General features: G+C 46.7%; 20 protein-coding genes and 1 pseudogene. 13 read left to right on the forward strand and 8 right to left on the reverse strand.

Annotated elements, in window-relative coordinates:
- Positions 1–59: 59 nt before the first annotated feature.
- The 6 genes and pseudogenes from JG50_RS0113320 to JG50_RS18930 form a co-directional block, all read right to left on the reverse strand.
- Entirely contained in the window at positions 60–932 is an 873-nt protein-coding gene (locus tag JG50_RS0113320) for a YitT family protein (RefSeq protein WP_052154322.1), read from the reverse strand.
- A gap of 225 nt (positions 933–1,157) precedes the next feature.
- Positions 1,158–1,790, reverse strand: a pseudogene (locus JG50_RS18350) (response regulator).
- Positions 1,787–2,770, reverse strand: a complete 984-nt coding sequence (locus JG50_RS0113330) for a HAMP domain-containing sensor histidine kinase (RefSeq protein WP_235281691.1) — start codon at positions 2,768–2,770, stop codon at positions 1,787–1,789. The pseudogene JG50_RS18350 and the gene JG50_RS0113330 overlap by 4 nt, the downstream one beginning before the upstream one ends.
- Before the next feature lie 72 nt (positions 2,771–2,842).
- Complete coding sequence (locus JG50_RS0113335; protein ID WP_033101610.1) at positions 2,843–3,133, reverse strand: MTH1187 family thiamine-binding protein; 291 nt, start codon at positions 3,131–3,133, stop codon at positions 2,843–2,845.
- 173 nt (positions 3,134–3,306) lie between these two features.
- Positions 3,307–3,834 (reverse strand): Hsp20/alpha crystallin family protein, encoded by a 528-nt coding sequence (locus tag JG50_RS0113340; RefSeq protein ID WP_033101611.1) that lies wholly within the window; start codon positions 3,832–3,834, stop codon positions 3,307–3,309.
- 617 nt (positions 3,835–4,451) lie between these two features.
- The gene (locus tag JG50_RS18930) at positions 4,452–4,862 is read right to left on the reverse strand and encodes a hypothetical protein (protein WP_152568583.1); all 411 of its coding nucleotides are present in this window, start codon (positions 4,860–4,862) and stop codon (positions 4,452–4,454) included.
- A 199-nt stretch (positions 4,863–5,061) separates the two neighbouring features.
- Here JG50_RS18930 and JG50_RS0113355 point away from each other — a divergent pair, with 199 nt between their 5' ends.
- On the forward strand, positions 5,062–5,739 hold the full coding sequence (locus tag JG50_RS0113355) for a Crp/Fnr family transcriptional regulator (RefSeq protein ID WP_033101613.1): 678 nt from the start codon (positions 5,062–5,064) through the stop codon (positions 5,737–5,739).
- 520 nt (positions 5,740–6,259) lie between these two features.
- Here JG50_RS0113355 and JG50_RS0113365 read toward each other — a convergent pair.
- On the reverse strand, positions 6,260–6,922 hold the full coding sequence (locus tag JG50_RS0113365) for a class I SAM-dependent methyltransferase (RefSeq protein WP_033101615.1): 663 nt from the start codon (positions 6,920–6,922) through the stop codon (positions 6,260–6,262).
- Between the two features lie 318 nt (positions 6,923–7,240).
- Complete coding sequence (locus JG50_RS0113370; RefSeq protein ID WP_033101616.1) at positions 7,241–7,891, reverse strand: ABC transporter ATP-binding protein; 651 nt, start codon at positions 7,889–7,891, stop codon at positions 7,241–7,243.
- Positions 7,892–9,111: 1,220 nt separating this feature from the next.
- On the opposite strand from JG50_RS0113370, the gene JG50_RS20165 reads away from it, so the two are divergent.
- The 12 genes from JG50_RS20165 (at position 9,112) to JG50_RS0113420 (ending at position 14,573) form a co-directional block, all read left to right on the forward strand.
- Complete coding sequence (locus JG50_RS20165) at positions 9,112–9,249, forward strand: hypothetical protein (RefSeq protein WP_160173878.1); 138 nt, start codon at positions 9,112–9,114, stop codon at positions 9,247–9,249.
- A gap of 15 nt (positions 9,250–9,264) precedes the next feature.
- Positions 9,265–9,780, forward strand: coding sequence for a DUF7680 family protein (locus JG50_RS0113380; protein WP_052154319.1), 516 nt, complete (start codon positions 9,265–9,267; stop codon positions 9,778–9,780).
- A gap of 47 nt (positions 9,781–9,827) precedes the next feature.
- Positions 9,828–9,974 (forward strand): hypothetical protein, encoded by a 147-nt coding sequence (locus JG50_RS20170; protein ID WP_160173879.1) that lies wholly within the window; start codon positions 9,828–9,830, stop codon positions 9,972–9,974.
- Positions 9,975–10,026: 52 nt separating this feature from the next.
- Positions 10,027–10,251: a DUF7667 family protein gene (locus JG50_RS0113385; RefSeq protein WP_033101618.1), complete on the forward strand. Its 225-nt coding sequence runs from the start codon at positions 10,027–10,029 to the stop codon at positions 10,249–10,251.
- 12 nt (positions 10,252–10,263) lie between these two features.
- Entirely contained in the window at positions 10,264–10,404 is a 141-nt protein-coding gene (locus JG50_RS20175) for a hypothetical protein (RefSeq protein ID WP_160173880.1), read from the forward strand.
- 32 nt (positions 10,405–10,436) lie between these two features.
- Positions 10,437–10,760 (forward strand): HNH endonuclease, encoded by a 324-nt coding sequence (locus JG50_RS0113390; protein WP_052154320.1) that lies wholly within the window; start codon positions 10,437–10,439, stop codon positions 10,758–10,760.
- Positions 10,757–11,053, forward strand: a complete 297-nt coding sequence (locus JG50_RS20715; RefSeq protein ID WP_033101619.1) for a hypothetical protein — start codon at positions 10,757–10,759, stop codon at positions 11,051–11,053. The genes JG50_RS0113390 and JG50_RS20715 overlap by 4 nt, the downstream gene beginning before the upstream one ends.
- Complete coding sequence (locus JG50_RS0113400) at positions 11,050–12,057, forward strand: hypothetical protein (RefSeq protein ID WP_235281693.1); 1,008 nt, start codon at positions 11,050–11,052, stop codon at positions 12,055–12,057. Before JG50_RS20715 ends, JG50_RS0113400 begins: the two co-directional genes overlap by 4 nt.
- 200 nt (positions 12,058–12,257) lie before the next feature.
- Positions 12,258–12,485: a hypothetical protein gene (locus JG50_RS19745; RefSeq protein ID WP_033101633.1), complete on the forward strand. Its 228-nt coding sequence runs from the start codon at positions 12,258–12,260 to the stop codon at positions 12,483–12,485.
- Between the two features lie 344 nt (positions 12,486–12,829).
- Complete coding sequence (locus tag JG50_RS0113410; protein ID WP_033101621.1) at positions 12,830–13,279, forward strand: hypothetical protein; 450 nt, start codon at positions 12,830–12,832, stop codon at positions 13,277–13,279.
- The gene (locus tag JG50_RS0113415; RefSeq protein ID WP_033101622.1) at positions 13,276–13,542 is read left to right on the forward strand and encodes a hypothetical protein; all 267 of its coding nucleotides are present in this window, start codon (positions 13,276–13,278) and stop codon (positions 13,540–13,542) included. Before JG50_RS0113410 ends, JG50_RS0113415 begins: the two co-directional genes overlap by 4 nt.
- Positions 13,539–14,573: a hypothetical protein gene (locus tag JG50_RS0113420; protein ID WP_033101623.1), complete on the forward strand. Its 1,035-nt coding sequence runs from the start codon at positions 13,539–13,541 to the stop codon at positions 14,571–14,573. Before JG50_RS0113415 ends, JG50_RS0113420 begins: the two co-directional genes overlap by 4 nt.
- The last annotated feature ends 103 nt before the right edge of the window (positions 14,574–14,676 follow it).

Raw genomic sequence — 14,676 nt, forward strand, 5'->3', positions numbered from 1 at the left:
GGTTCATTAACAAATCAAAATAAAAAACACCCGCAAAATGGGTGTTCGGTTGCATCGTCTCAGGCATGGAGCCCTTTTCCCAGCACTTCAATCGAATTGGAAACAATGACAAAAGCTGAAGGGTCCACTTCTTCAACGATTTGTTTCAATTGGGACAGTTCGCTCTGATCGAGTACACACATTAATACCGGGCGCTTGTCATTGGTGTAGCCGCCAGTCCCGGACAGCCGCGTCACCCCGCGATTGATTTTATGAAGGATCACGTTTTTGATCTCTTCTTCTTTCTCGGAAATAATAAACGCCATCTTGGCATAATTGCTGAAGCCGAGCTGGACGACATCGATCACTTTTCCGGTGAGATAGATACTGATGATCGCGTATAATGCCCGTTCCAGACTGAACACAAGGGCAGAGGACAAAACGATCATCCCGTCGATAAACATCATGCAAACTCCCAGGGAAATGCCGGTAAACTTATGAAGCATCTGCCCGATCAAGGCCGTTCCGCCGGTGGAACCCTTCCCGCGAAACACGATCCCCAGACCGAGTCCGACCATGATCCCGCCGAATAATGCGGCCAACAGGGGATTCATGGTGACCGGCTTGATTCCCTCTGTCAGGTAAACAACCAGCGGCAAAAACGACGTTCCCACCAGTGTCTTCAGGCTGAACTGTTTCCCCAGCAAGAGCATGCCCAGAAAAAACAGCGGAATGTTAACCGCCCATTGCACGTAAGAAGGTTTCCAGCCAAATACTCCATACAGGATGGTACTGAGTCCACTGACGCCGCCGGCAGCGATCTGGTTGGGCAGCAGAAACAGATTGAAGGCGACCGCAACAATCGCCGTACCGACGAGAATTTCGATATATTCCAATAAAAGAATGATTCTTGGAGGCAAGGACATGATGCGGCGATATACAGCGGCTCCCATCTTTTTCACCTCTTTTTCGAAAATTGCAGCGGCAATCATGTATAGATCAAAGAAAGTATAACACCAGGATTAAAAAGATGTAAACAGCATCCATGTAATGCTTTACTCTATTGAAATAAGCTTATTACAAATATTTAATCAGTTCACAAACAGACACCATAACAGCATAAAATCCCATAGACATCCGTCCATGGGATCGGAAGCAGGAAGAGCGATCCGGCCTTGCTACTCCACCAGCTTGTTCCGGTGAGCGTAAATCGCCGCCTGGGTGCGGTCGTCCACCTGCAGTTTGGAAAGGATATTGGTAATATGCGTTTTCACGGTTTTTACCGTGATATAAAGCACTTCAGCAATTTCCTGGTTGTTCTTCCCTTCGGCGATCAGACGCAAAATCTCCATCTCGCGCGCAGTCAGCTTTTCATGGGGTTTGGGATGATGGGTCCGCCGCATTCTGGAAAGCATTTTGCCCGTAACCTGCGCTTCCAGCACGGGCTCTCCCTTCATCGCAGCGCGAATGGCCGCGGCGATATCCTTCGCCTTCGATGTTTTCAGCAGATAACTCAGTGCCCCTGCCTCAATAACCGGATAAACCTTGTCATCATCGATAAAGCTTGTCAGGACGATAATTTTGGGATCATCCAGCACACGGACAATCTCTTTCGTCGCTTCAATGCCGTCCATCGGTTCCATGACCAGATCCATCAGGATCACATCGGGCCTGGTTTCCAGCGCCAATCTGACTGCTTCCCGCCCACTGGCCGCTTCGGCGACAATCTCCATATCCGGCTACGATTCGAGGTAGGCGGCAAGTCCCATCCTGACCATTTCGTGGTCATCCACGATCATCACACGAATCATGCATCTCTCCCCTTTTCTTCCTCGATAATCGGCACTTTCACCTCAATCTGTGTCCCTTTGCCGGGAAAAGAGATCACTTCGGCAATTCCGCCGATTTCGCTGGCCCGTTCCTGAATCAACTGCAAACCGTAAGAAGAAGACTTCGGTTTATTCATGTCAAAACCGATACCATTATCGATGATCCGCAAGTAAATTTGCCGGTTGCGGACAGCAAGGCGAATCGTGACCGAAGTGGCTTGCGAATGGCGGAACACATTGGAGAGTCCTTCCTGGACAATGCGAAACAGATGATCCTCGATCCCCTTTGGCAGATCGGGCAAATCCTCCACTTCCCAATGCACCTCGGCCAACTGTTTGGCCTTAAATTCTTCCAACAGCTCTTCCAGACCCTCTTTCAATCTCTTGCCTTCCAAGGTGACGGGACGCAAATGCAGAAGCAGCGCCCGCATCTCATTTTGCGCAATTCCCGCCATCTTTTCGATCATGGCGATTTGCCTGTAAATCGGCCGGTCATCCCCGGTCAGGGTTTCCTTTACTGCGGACGACATCATCGAGATGGCAAACAGCTGCTGGCTGACTGCATCATGCAACTCTCTGGCCAGGCGTTGCCGCTCTTCGGAGATCACGGCCTCTTTCATCCGTTCTTCCCACTTCGCTTTCTCCGTCGTCAGCTTTTGCAAAGAAGCTACTTGTTGTTGCGCCCGCTCGGCCATTCGGTTCAGATGTCCGGCGATCAGGCCGAATTCATCTTCACCCAGCACCGGCACCCGATGGGCGAAATTGCCCCGTTCATATCGCATGATTGATTCGACAATCACTTCGATTTTTCTCTTCATCGAATAGCCGAAAGCAAAACCGAAGACCGTTCCGATGCTGACCACAAAAACCGGAATGAGAACCGGAAGAGGAATCCCGTAAATCCGGGCTGTCACCAGTGTTTGCCAGTCAAGGCGATAGGAGATCAGGATGACGGTCAGCAAGGCCGCGGCAGGCGGGAGCCTTGATTTTCCGCATATGGGGTTCAGTCCGGACGGATAAAAGTTTCGGTCGGGTCACTGCTGAACGGATTGCACTTGCTGTTGCATATTTGTCGATTTGTCATTGCGTTCGTCGATGCTGATATGGGTGATCACCCGATTCGCACCGGCTGACATGGCTTTTTGGTGAATTTGCTTGGCCACATCCATCAATTGATTCAGATCCCCTTCAATGACGGTTGCCGTCGGCGTGACCTGATACTGCAGCCCGCTTTGTTGTACCACTTCCACCGCTTGGCTCACATAAGAACTGAAGCTGGGCGTATTGGTTCCGACCGGGGCAACACTGATTTCCAAAAATGCCATCATACTCACTCCTTCGGTAATTGCTATCCAGTAAAGTGCCCAAAAAGAGGAGTTTTATAATTCCCTAGCAGAACCGTATCGCCGCGAAAGGTTTTTGGCGTTGCATTTGTTATCAACCCACGGGCCAAATATCTTGGTGCGGATCGTGCCCCCCATCTCCTGCCATGCGATCATCACAGAAACTGAATGTTGACCTCATGAAACTGTTCATTTAAATCTTTGGGAATCCGTATTTCCAGGATTCCGTCTTTATAGATGGCTCTTGCCCCTTCCAAGCGTGCGGTTGCAGGCAAGCCAATCGTTTCAATCTCTTTAGTCAAACCGGAGACACGGACTTGATTGACGCCGAGGGAGATGCGCAATTTGCTGGCGATGGCCCGGTTCGGGACTTTTATACGCACAAACATCCAGTGATGTGTTTCAAAAACCTCCGACTTTACACTGTCCTGACCTGAGTTAAAAAGAGGTTGCCCGTTTGCATTCGGCATTGCTTGTGAAAAAATTTGATCCATATACTTATCCAGGGACTTAAGCCCGCCTTTTGCCATGTTGAAAGGAAACTGGTGATTGGGAAGAGCTTTCGAAATCGTCCCTTCCACAAATTTATCCAGCCAAGAAAAATCCTGATGTTTGGTAACCCGGTTTACAACATCATTCCAATTAAACTCGAACGGCTTAAACTGATCCCGTGAATCGGACATGGTCCATTCCCCCTTCATTGCGATTCGCAATGTAAAGCCAAAAAAAGAAGCGATGCCAAATGATCCGCATTTTTAAGAAACCTCAAGATTGGACAGATGACAAAAACTTCCTTTGTATTTTCAGGTGATAACGTTCATAAAGATTGGAAACCCCGTGATAAATCCAACGAAGGACACGGCATGATCAGCGGCGATCATAATACAGTGTCCGAAAATTGCTATGTCATCAACGACCCCGATGTCGCCGGTCAAGTATCCGGTGAAAAGAAGGCATGACAACTCTCCACACTTATACTGTATGTTATTCTCAGGACATTTTTTGGTGAGGATGGAACGATAAAATGCGGGGAAGGAGAAATTGAAAGGTGGGAAAATCAGGGGAGATTCAGGTTCCGATTGGTCGCATTGAGGTGATGACCCTCGGATCGATCCCCTTTCTGGCAGTTTCAGAGGTTTGAATCAGCAAACATCATGTTCTTCAGTCAAAACGGCCATCGTCCGGCTGAAACGAACCATGACCGTTTGTTTTTCCAATCCCTGTTTTCTGCAAATCTGATATTTTTCCACAAATTATTCACACTTTCCACAGGTGTCGACAAGAGTTCCAAGGAACAGCATCAAATTCCGGCGGGAAACATCATCAAGAGGATGACCAGAAATATGAAGGCCGTCGTAAAGAGTGCATGAAAACGGACGGTTTGCATCCACGATTTCACTTCAAAGCGATCGGGCGACTTGAGAAAATGGCGGATGTAATAACCAAACAATCCACCAAAAGCGCCAACACCGAAATAAGCAGCCACCACCAAAGAAATCCACAAGGTGCTATACACCGCTTGACTGTACAAGTAACCGCCGGTCAACAATTGAACGACGAGAATCCATTGCGTGAGAAAGTTCAGCCGATACAATACCTGGAGAACGGAACGCGATTGCAAAAACCTTTTTTGCAGCAAAAAGGGCAAGACCAGATAGAATCCCATGCCGATCGCCCCGAGAACATGAAAAAATAACATGATCTTCAGCAACATCGTTTCCCCTTCTCAAAACAGATTGATCTCTTCTTCGATTTTCACTGTGTCCATAAAAGGTACAAACGATTTGAAACGGGCAAAAGCCTTCTCATGACAAAAACAGCCGTGAACGATCACAACGGCTTGATCCGCCTAATAAGTCTGCACGCCATCTGATATAATAAACATAAATACACGAAAGGAATTTTTTTCAATGGAAAAACAGAGTGTACTGCAACAGGTTCCGTTATTCCAAGATCTCAACGAACAAGAACTGGCACGAATCGGAGAAATCGTCATTCATCGTACATTCACGAAAAAAACGGTCATCTTCACGGAAGGAAGTGAAAAAGAAGCGGTCTTTTTTATACAGAACGGCCTTGTCAAAGCCTACAAGACAGACGAGACAGGCCATGAACAGATTGTCTCGCTTCTGCAAACCGGTGACATGTTTCCGCATACCGGTTTTTTTAAACATGCTCCTTATCCAGCCACCACGGAAACGCTTGTCGATACCGACCTGTTGGCGATTCCCGTTCGCGCCTTTGAGCAACTGATCCTGGCCATGCCGACGATTGCCTGCAAAGTGATTGATGTGCTCAGCTCCAAGATCCGGGATCTTCAGCAAAAACTCCAGCAGTTTACCGGAACCGACGTGAACCGGCGCATTCTCTCCTTTTTGCTCGACCTGGCAGACAAGCAAGGAGAGACAAAAGGCTCCCGGATTTACATCGATTTGCCCATAACCAATCAGGAACTGGCCAATGTGGTCGGTACATCCAGAGAAACCGTCAGCCGCCTGTTGAATCAATTAAAAAAGGAACAAATCATTGACAAACAACGCTCGCAGATCATCATCCTGGACAAGGATGCACTGAGAGGCTGGAAGTAAGATTCCCATTGGCAAAAGCCCGGACGCCTGTCCTGTCCGATTTTCCTAAAGCAAACAGACAAACAAGAGACCACAGACCGTGACAAGGACATAAATCAGGGAAAGAAGGATAACAGTTTTCTTTCGACTTTTTTCGTAATGTTCATTCGAAGTTTGGGATTGAGTTGAACCCAGGCGAAAAGTTATGAAGAAGGCAAAAAGGCACAGCAGAATGCAAAATAAAAACGCACCTTTATACAGCATCACGGCAAATGATGAAAAGTCAACGGATTTCAGGGATTTTTCCCAATCCTTCAAATTAAGGGATGGACGCGACTGTTCTCTCCCAAAACATCGTCTTCTGAGTCCGTTTTTGCGTAACATTTTTATTATACATTATTTTTCTCCATCTCAGTGTGATCCTTATCACTGTTTTCCGTGAAAATGTTTTGCCATCGGGTTATGGAGCCCCCTACCTCTCCGAAAATCCATAACCAGTCCATTGTATCACAAAAATTCAAACTATCGTCCGAGCCATCTGTTATTTCTTCTCCAGCCATACTTCCAATCCGATCAACCCCTCGTGAATCCTGCCTGTTTGAAATTTGCTCTTCGCTATCATTTCCTTGACTTCATCTTTAGTGTAGGCTTGCTTGATCACCACGAATCGAAACATCCATTTGGTAACAAGAGAATTAATGCCGGTAAAACCCAGATCACCGGAAACAAATTGATCCAGTTTATCTTTGGAAACATCCTTTTTAAAATCGATGATCAATGCCTTGCCCCCGGGTTTCAATACGCGATTCATCTCATCGAGTGCCGCGACCGGTTTGGAAAAATTCTTGAAGGCCGCCCGACAGATGATAAAATCGAATGCATGATCATCAAAGGGCATCTGTGCTGCATCTCCGTGACGAAAGTCGATATCCACTCCTGCTCTTGTTGCATTTGCTTGTGCCATTTGCACAAACTTCTTGCTGATATCCAATCCGGTAATATGAAAACGGCCCATCTTGGCAAGTTCAATGGATAAATACCCCGGACCGGGAGCAAGTTCAAGAACAGCATCCCCCTCTGATACGGATGAAAACACCTTCTTGGCATCATTTCTGTATTTTTCGATTTGCTTTTCGGTATTTTTGGCATACCAGGTTGCAATAAAACCGCTCATTTCCGGACCCTTGGTGGGATTTTCAGACATGACAAATCCACTCCTTCTCCCAATTTATTTTGTGAAATTGGTCGACCGTAAGGGTCAGACGAAAAACAAATGAAAAATACCGATTAATCACAATTATTAAAATGTATTTTTAATTTATACTATTATACTAACAATTCCATTTCAGTGCCAAGAGGTTATTTTCATATTGTTGATGAACACCTGAAGCAAAGACAAAAAAACGCCGGGCTGGTTCTTCTTTAAAACCGGCTGAAGCGTCTCCGTCAAATCCCGGCGTATGATTGTCATCCGGTTTCCCTGTTCCTTCACCGTAACGAGGGGTTAAGCGGAAAATGACATTTATCCGACCTCTGTCAACTGTCCTTTCTCGACTCTGAATACTCTGTCGCACAATTTCGCTATTTCTTCCATATAATGACTGGCTAACAGAATGGTCACTCCATTTTCCCGCAGATCGGACAATAAACGATGAAGCATTTCAACTCCTTCCGTATCCAACCCGTTTGTCGGTTCATCCAGCAACAGGAGTTTCGGCCTTTCCATGATTGACTGAGCGATCCCCAAGCATTGTCTCATTCCAAGGGAATATTTCCGCACCGGTTTTTTATCCGCCGGATCAAGGCCGACTTCTTTCAGCGTTTGCCGGATTTCATCATCATTGATTATTCCTCTCATTGAAGCCAGCAGCTTCAGGTTTTTGAACCCGCTGTATTCCCCCAAAAAACCGGGCGTCTCAATAATAATCCCGACATCCTGCGGAAAGGTTCCGTTTTTTCCAACTTCCTGATTGAAAACCAAGACACGCCCTTCCGTCGGAAATACAAATCCGCTGATCAAACGCAAAAGCATCGTTTTTCCTGATCCATTGCGCCCGATCAACCCATATATTTGACCCGCCGGAACTTCAAGATCAATCTTGTTCAGGATCGGCTTTCTGTCAATCACTTTTGAGACATTTTCCAGTTTTACCGCCGGCGCCGGATGTGCCATGATAAATCCTCCTGTCTTTCACTGTAATTCATTTGAATTTTTCTGCCCCGAAACATCGGCCTTTTTGATATAATGCATCCCCCATAAAAAACACAAACGATGATCATCGCGTTATATATCAAAGACCACCAAACCGAAAAATGATGGATGTGCCCATCCACTTCAGAATGTCTCAGATAAATCCCCTGATTGCCGGGAAACCAACTGACCAGACTTTCAGGCATGAGACTGCTGAAACAAGAAACGATATACAGAAAAACCACAAGAACATATGGTTTGAAAACACGCTCCCACTTGACGGCCAGCCCCAGTATCAAGACAGACATTGAAAAGCTTGTGCTCCAATTGAGCAGCAAAAGCCATAACATTGCCGGGAACGGCTCAATCCCTTTCAACCCGGTAAATCATCATAATTGTGAATATGATCCACTATTATATATGTACTGACTTCTTCTTTCTTCATTTTGTCCTCCGTCTGGTAACAAAGCCCGTTACCCTGGATTCAACGATAACCTATCTGTCCCCTATGTTATGCTCCATATGAAAAAAGCCGCCGATCAACCCGGCGACTTCCTGTTTCTGGCGGAGAGGGTGGGATTCGAACCCACGGAGGGCGTGAACCCTCGGCGGTTTTCAAGTTAGCCTCTTTTGGTTTTTTACTGTCTGATCGTGTCTGATATGTCCGAAACCCCCTGTTTTTATGCGGTTTTTACCTTCCTTTCCCTCCTATAAGCGCCCCGTTCGTTTGCATCGTGTTTGCAGTCTGTTAGCAGCCCTTAGTGTCAACAAAGTGGCAACAAAAGGTGTCAACAAAGTCTAAGAGTTTGTTGACACCTAAAATTTTCCAATGTTGTCTTTGTTGACACCCCTCACACACTTTGTTGACACCCTTAAACCCTTGATATATCTACTATTATCCCTTCTATGACAACAAAAACAACAAAGACAACAATAAGAAAAAAGTATGGGGCATGAGAGAGGATAGAGAGGATAGAGAGGTAAAAATGGCCTCTCTATCCTCTCTATACCGCCTACTGGTAGGTAGATGTTTTTCAATGTTGCCATTGTTGACTTTGTTGACGGGAGGAAAAAGAATTTGAATTTCGAGACAAAAAAGTCTTGACTAGACTGTGCAGGCTTATATATACTGTTCCTAGACAGATGGTCTTTTATTTCGAGACTAACTGTCATTATCCCGATCACTTAAAGGAGGCGAGCACATGAGCCCGGACATCCTAAAAAGTCTGGTTGGATTCCTGAGCGAGTTGGGTTACAACCGGAAGGAGCTTTCCAGCATGACAGAGGATGAATTGGCCGTACAGGCTTGGCAGGAGCTTGCAAAGTTGCTGAAACCCTGAAAGGAGAAATGCGGAATGGAGAAACGTGATTTAGAAAAAGCGCCCTGGATTATTCGCATAACCGAACACAAAGATAAAACAGGCGCTGTCTTAGTGATTAAACAGTGTATTGAAGGAAAACCCGTGAGTAAAGGAATGTTGCATGGTCAGCCCCTGCGCCGTTGTCTCCCTGCGATACGTAGAATTGTTAGCCATGTGTGTGACTATGCTGGTATCCCGTTAGAGCTTCAAAAATTTTTTAACCGGGACAGGATCACCTACCGCGGCAACTTGCCATTAGACGAAGAAGCAGGTGCAAAATTGGCGCTCATTTTCAAATTACAGGAGAGGGTTGCAGACTTAGACCGGGTCGAACTGATGGCCTGGCGAGTGGAACGATTCAGCAGAGAAGAGGCTATCTATTGGTTTACTCGTGCGACTCAATACGGCAAAGCTGCCAGCCGTTGGGCGCTGGCCGGCATGAGGGTTATGCTTGGCGGCCCAGCTGGAGACAAAGAGACACAGCACATGTTAACTCAGATTCGTAAGTAAGACGCGAGCTTGCCAATCTGTTGAAACCTTGAAAGGAGGTGAACCAGATGCGGATCAATGTCGCAGCCTGGCGCAAACTGAACTGGGGCCAGAAATACACCATGATCCTAATTGCCTACTTCTACTGGCAAACGATCTGGCAGGCAAGAAGAAAGAACCGCACCTCGGCGGCCACCGTGGCACGGTTCAAATGAGAGTGAGTTTAGAAAATCACCCGAGTTCGATTATATCACGGGAGGGCTTACGATGAAACCTTTCCATCAGAGGCTTGCCCAGCTTTGGGAGAAAGCCTGTCAGGGTAAGAAGCTCTCTACTATGGAAGTTGTTGAGTGGGTTGAGTCGCTGCACGCGCACCGCAACTGGGTGAGCAAGCTAAACGAGCTTCAAAACTGGGCGGATGCGGCGGCGGTGATCGGAGATCACGATTGGGAAAATCGCCTGTGCGAGCAAATAGACAAACTGCTTCATTAAGGGGAGATCAGCATGGATATTCTCGATCAAATCCAAGATGACTTGATCCAAATCCGCCAGGCCCTCTGGATCGGCGAGCTAGAGGCTGTCAGGGAATCAGTGTTGCAACTGGTTGAACAGATGGAATGTCGGATCAATCAAGACCGGGGCTAAATCGGCCCCGGCCCAATACACGGAGGCACACCATGAAAAACGATTACGAGGTACGCGGCGATGTGACAGTCCTTTTCATAAAACGGGAAGACGGTTCGATTATAGAGACTCTCATTGACACGTTAGACTTAGAACGCGTTCAGGCCTACTCTGGAACATGGCGCGCTGTTTGGATGAAAAACCGAAACATTTGCTATGTTTTCGGGGATCGTAGCGTGCGAAATGCTGGCCGGCCATTGCTTCACCGATGGATTATGAGGCCGCCCAAGTATTGGATCGTCAAGCACCTGAACAGAAACGGCCTCGACAATCGGCGCTCGAATTTACAAGTGACAAAAAGGAGCGGGCGAAAATGAAAAAACATCGGATCAATGACGATTTCAGCATCTTTGTTAATAAACCTCTGATCCAGAAAGGCGATAAGCTCCGCACACCCAAAGGGAGAGAATTTGAAATCACTGAGATATTCTCCTACATGGGCCGGAAGATATACAAAACGGATAAGTTTGGCCTGTTCTTTGAGAACGACTTTAAAAGGGGCAAATGCCCATGTTGCGGCGGCTCTGGAAAAGTGGAAATAGAGTTTCAATTGTTTGAGGGTTTTTACACTGCCGATTGTCCAGCATGCAAAGGGAGAGATGCGAGATGAATAGAGATTTTCGGCAGCATAAGAAATACCAGAAAGGTACATTCAAATCCAAGTGGGAGATCGAACAGGAGCTAAGAGAGAATGGGGTGGATAGGATCTATTACGTTCTTTCATTCGGAGGAGGAACGCAATCGGCCCATTTGTTGGAGAAGCATTTTAAAGGGTTGATCCACTACGACTATATCATCTTCGCGGATACCGGAGCAGAACCGCAATTCATCCATGATCAAGTGCAGTGGTGGCGCAATCGGCAAAAAGAGTACGGAAACAAAACGCCCTTTATCATCACTCACCACAACAGCATGACAAAGGGCCTGGAAGAAATGCTGATGCGGTATATCCATACAGATTACCAGCGCTTCCAAATGCCCGTTCATTGTAGCCGGATTGATCCAGAAACAGGACAAGAATCGAAAGCCGGGATCATGCCCCGGCAATGCACGGTCGACTTTAAGATCGTTCCGGTCAAACAAACGGCCAGGAGATTGGTCATGAAAAAGCTGGGGTTAAAACCACAGCAAAGAATGCCCGCTAATATTGCGTTTATCATCGACATCGGCTTTAGCTATGACGAAATTAACAGGATCAGCACCTATCAATCGCCTCAATTCAAATATATGTATTTGTCGTATCCCCTCGTAGAAGAAGGGCTGACAACTGACGACAGCATCCAGTTTTTGATGGAAAACCGGATGCCTTCTAAACGATCTCGCTGCTACTTGTGCCCATTCAATTGCGACAAGCAAGGAATGGACTGGAAGGAGATCATCGAAGAAGAACCCTTTTCTTTTCTAAAAGCCTGTTGGTTTGATGAACAGCTTCGACAGGTTCAAAGGACAGGAAGGAAAGCCATGAAAAGCATACCCTATCTGCACCATGCAAGAATTCCTTTAAAAGACGCTTACCCGTCCGCTTACTCCTTCTTGTCGGAAAAATATAAAGCAGACTTTGAAAGTTGGCTTTCGTCCTGGAGGCGCTTCATAAGCGAGAAATACGCAGTTTAACAACTAGCGGGCTGCTCCGGCGGCCCTTTCAAAAAGGAGAGATCAGGATGGATGTAAAAACGCAGGAGGGTTTCTTAAAAGCGCTGCGATTGGCTGAGGAAACGGGCTATTTTCGAGTATGCAGTGAACCGGAAAAAGTCAAAGTCTGCGTACATGGAAATTGGTTAACACAGTGCAGATTCTGTAAGGAGGAACCCAAAATGAGAAAAGAACATTTTGATCTGATGGAGCAAATCGCTTTCGGTGCAACCATCTGGGACAGGGAAGAAGCCAAGCTGATCCGGGAGATAGAGCAATACGATCCGGAATTGGTCGAGATCATCCCGGTCGAGGAACTTGAGAAAATAACGGGCGAAAGGTATGACGGGGCGCAACAAATCCCCTATTTTGGCGCAATCCTTACGGCCAAAGGTTGGAATTTGCTATAAAAACCAACGGCCCGAGAGCGGCAACGGCTGCAACCTTCGCTCACGGGCCATAACTCCCCAATAGAAAGGAGTCACCCCTAATGTATCACTTTTGCCCGCGATGTGGCGATAGTTTTCAGAGGAAAAAGTGGAATCAGGTGTACTGTACAAATACTTGCCGATCAGCGGCCTACTACGAAAAGCACAAAGACCGGATCAACAGGAACCGGAGGCGGAGGTATAAGGCCAAAACCTCCCCCTCCTCCCTATTTCGTCTAACGGCAAAAAGCTAGCAAAACGGCCGATTATCGAAAATAGAACAGCCCCTCTCGGAAGAGGGAGGGTTACGGGAGTGATAGAGAGATATGAACATTCCTTTTCGTATCGTGACGCCGAGAAATATTTACTACGTGTACGCCGATTTTTGGGACGGCTGGGATGAAAACGGCTACCCCAAAAGCTACTACGATCTTACCATTTACGATCAGCACCCACGGGCCAGCAAAAAGCCTTGGCAGACGGATCATGAACCCATTTTCGAGTTTGGGACGATTCCGGCTCGCGGAAATCCGCCGGCCCTGTTTGCTCGGAAAATTATTGAAGAAATCGAGTTAGAATTCAAGTATGCGGAAGAACTGGCCGAAAAGAACAATGTAATCCGAATGCCGGGCGCGGAAGACATACCCGTTGAAGGCGACGAGGAGACCGAGGAAACGGTCATTTCTGATTGGGCCACTGGGAAAACGGAAAAGATCACGTGGAAGCGGGTTCAAAAATTGATCGGAAAGCAAAAAAGAAGGAGGGCATCGAAATGAGTGCTCAAAAGAAGGTTCCTTCCCCGCCGTCTTTTGAATCAAAAATCGCAAGAGATCGGGCGTATTTTGAAGAATTAATTGTTATGCTGAAAGAGCTTAAACCGGAGGGTTGGCGTAAGGAAGTTAAACACGCCAAACAGATGATAAAGACGCTCGACCGAATGAGTGATCTCAACCGGCTCGAAAAACTTCGCAACACTTGCAAGTCCATCTTTCGGCACAGGAAAAAAGAGATGGAGCGCATAGAAGGTGAGAGAGCATGAGTTACCACAAAGGCAATCGAAAACGTGACCGGTTTGACTATGCGATCACGGGGATTTTCATTTTTGCGATCATTGTATCGTTCAACCACACAATCGAGTTGTACAAATCAGCGGGGTTCGATGATCCGATCGGATGGTTGAACCATTTAACGGAAAAATGGCTAGGTGAAAACTTCTTCACCTTGGCCCTGTTCGCGACACTGGCCGCCGAGGCTGCGTTCAGTGTAGGTCTCTGGGGGTTGTATGAAGCGTTCAGAGTTGAACAGAGATTCCCAGGTTGGAGATATAAATGGATGTGGGGGATGTTTCTAGGCGGGCTCGTTGTTATCGGGTGGGCCAATATTGGGGGAACACTCGGGTATAACTATCTGTACGGGAACCCGATCAAAGGGTTAGTACTCGGCTTGTCTGTTCCCTATTTTGTACTAAACGCTGTATTGGTTAACTTTAGCCGTTCAATGGAACCGAGTGTACAACCTGAACAACCTGAACAGTCTAAATTAACATTGTGGGCGGCTTCACTAGGGAACGCGTTGAACACGTTCATGGAGATTACACAGAAACCTGAACGCGCTGTACAGGAACATACAGAACAGAATGTACATGTTCAAGGTGTACACTCGGGATTGAACCATTTTGTTCAGGATAAAAATGAACACTCGGAGAATGTACAGGCTGAACAGGGTGTACATTCACAAGATATACAAAGTGAACAATCCGAATCTGTACAAGCTAAACAAGATGAACGCTCAAAAGATGAACAGATCGTACAGGAGAAAAAAGAACAGGCTGTACAGAATGAACGGCCAGAAACTGAACAACCTGAACATGTACAGCGTAAACGAACCAATCTGTATATTGTGAACGGGAGCAAAAACAGTAGCAAAGTTGAACAGGCTGTACAATGCGCAATCGAAATGTTGGAACGGAATGAACAGATCAGTGTCCGAAAACTGGCCCAGGCGGCTGGGTGTTCACTTGGAACCGCACAAAACGCCCTGAACAAATTGAAAGAACGCAAGCAAGCATAAGACAAAATGGAACTGGACAAAAAATGTTGACTTATCACGAATAACAAAATAGTTGGCCCGTTGAAGCGGATCAGCGGGCCAGACAAAACAAAGGAGCATTCCT

This window comes from Thermoactinomyces daqus (assembly GCF_000763315.1).
GTDB lineage: Bacteria > Bacillota > Bacilli > Thermoactinomycetales > Thermoactinomycetaceae > Thermoactinomyces_A > Thermoactinomyces_A daqus.

Excerpts from the sequence above, each read along its gene's own strand:
- JG50_RS0113320 (WP_052154322.1), bottom strand. The coding sequence starts at position 932 with ATGGGAGCCGCTGTATATCGCCGCATCATGTCCTTGCCTCCAAGAATC.
- JG50_RS0113335 (WP_033101610.1), bottom strand. The coding sequence starts at position 3,133 with ATGGCATTTTTGGAAATCAGTGTTGCCCCGGTCGGAACCAATACGCCC.
- JG50_RS0113340 (WP_033101611.1), bottom strand. The coding sequence starts at position 3,834 with ATGTCCGATTCACGGGATCAGTTTAAGCCGTTCGAGTTTAATTGGAAT.
- JG50_RS0113355 (WP_033101613.1), top strand. The coding sequence starts at position 5,062 with ATGGAAAAACAGAGTGTACTGCAACAGGTTCCGTTATTCCAAGATCTC.
- JG50_RS0113365 (WP_033101615.1), bottom strand. The coding sequence starts at position 6,922 with ATGTCTGAAAATCCCACCAAGGGTCCGGAAATGAGCGGTTTTATTGCA.
- JG50_RS0113370 (WP_033101616.1), bottom strand. The coding sequence starts at position 7,891 with ATGGCACATCCGGCGCCGGCGGTAAAACTGGAAAATGTCTCAAAAGTG.
- JG50_RS20165 (WP_160173878.1), top strand. The coding sequence starts at position 9,112 with ATGAGCCCGGACATCCTAAAAAGTCTGGTTGGATTCCTGAGCGAGTTG.
- JG50_RS0113380 (WP_052154319.1), top strand. The coding sequence starts at position 9,265 with ATGGAGAAACGTGATTTAGAAAAAGCGCCCTGGATTATTCGCATAACC.
- JG50_RS20170 (WP_160173879.1), top strand. The coding sequence starts at position 9,828 with ATGCGGATCAATGTCGCAGCCTGGCGCAAACTGAACTGGGGCCAGAAA.
- JG50_RS0113385 (WP_033101618.1), top strand. The coding sequence starts at position 10,027 with ATGAAACCTTTCCATCAGAGGCTTGCCCAGCTTTGGGAGAAAGCCTGT.
- JG50_RS20175 (WP_160173880.1), top strand. The coding sequence starts at position 10,264 with ATGGATATTCTCGATCAAATCCAAGATGACTTGATCCAAATCCGCCAG.
- JG50_RS0113390 (WP_052154320.1), top strand. The coding sequence starts at position 10,437 with ATGAAAAACGATTACGAGGTACGCGGCGATGTGACAGTCCTTTTCATA.
- JG50_RS20715 (WP_033101619.1), top strand. The coding sequence starts at position 10,757 with ATGAAAAAACATCGGATCAATGACGATTTCAGCATCTTTGTTAATAAA.
- JG50_RS0113400 (WP_235281693.1), top strand. The coding sequence starts at position 11,050 with ATGAATAGAGATTTTCGGCAGCATAAGAAATACCAGAAAGGTACATTC.
- JG50_RS19745 (WP_033101633.1), top strand. The coding sequence starts at position 12,258 with ATGAGAAAAGAACATTTTGATCTGATGGAGCAAATCGCTTTCGGTGCA.
- JG50_RS0113410 (WP_033101621.1), top strand. The coding sequence starts at position 12,830 with ATGAACATTCCTTTTCGTATCGTGACGCCGAGAAATATTTACTACGTG.
- JG50_RS0113415 (WP_033101622.1), top strand. The coding sequence starts at position 13,276 with ATGAGTGCTCAAAAGAAGGTTCCTTCCCCGCCGTCTTTTGAATCAAAA.
- JG50_RS0113420 (WP_033101623.1), top strand. The coding sequence starts at position 13,539 with ATGAGTTACCACAAAGGCAATCGAAAACGTGACCGGTTTGACTATGCG.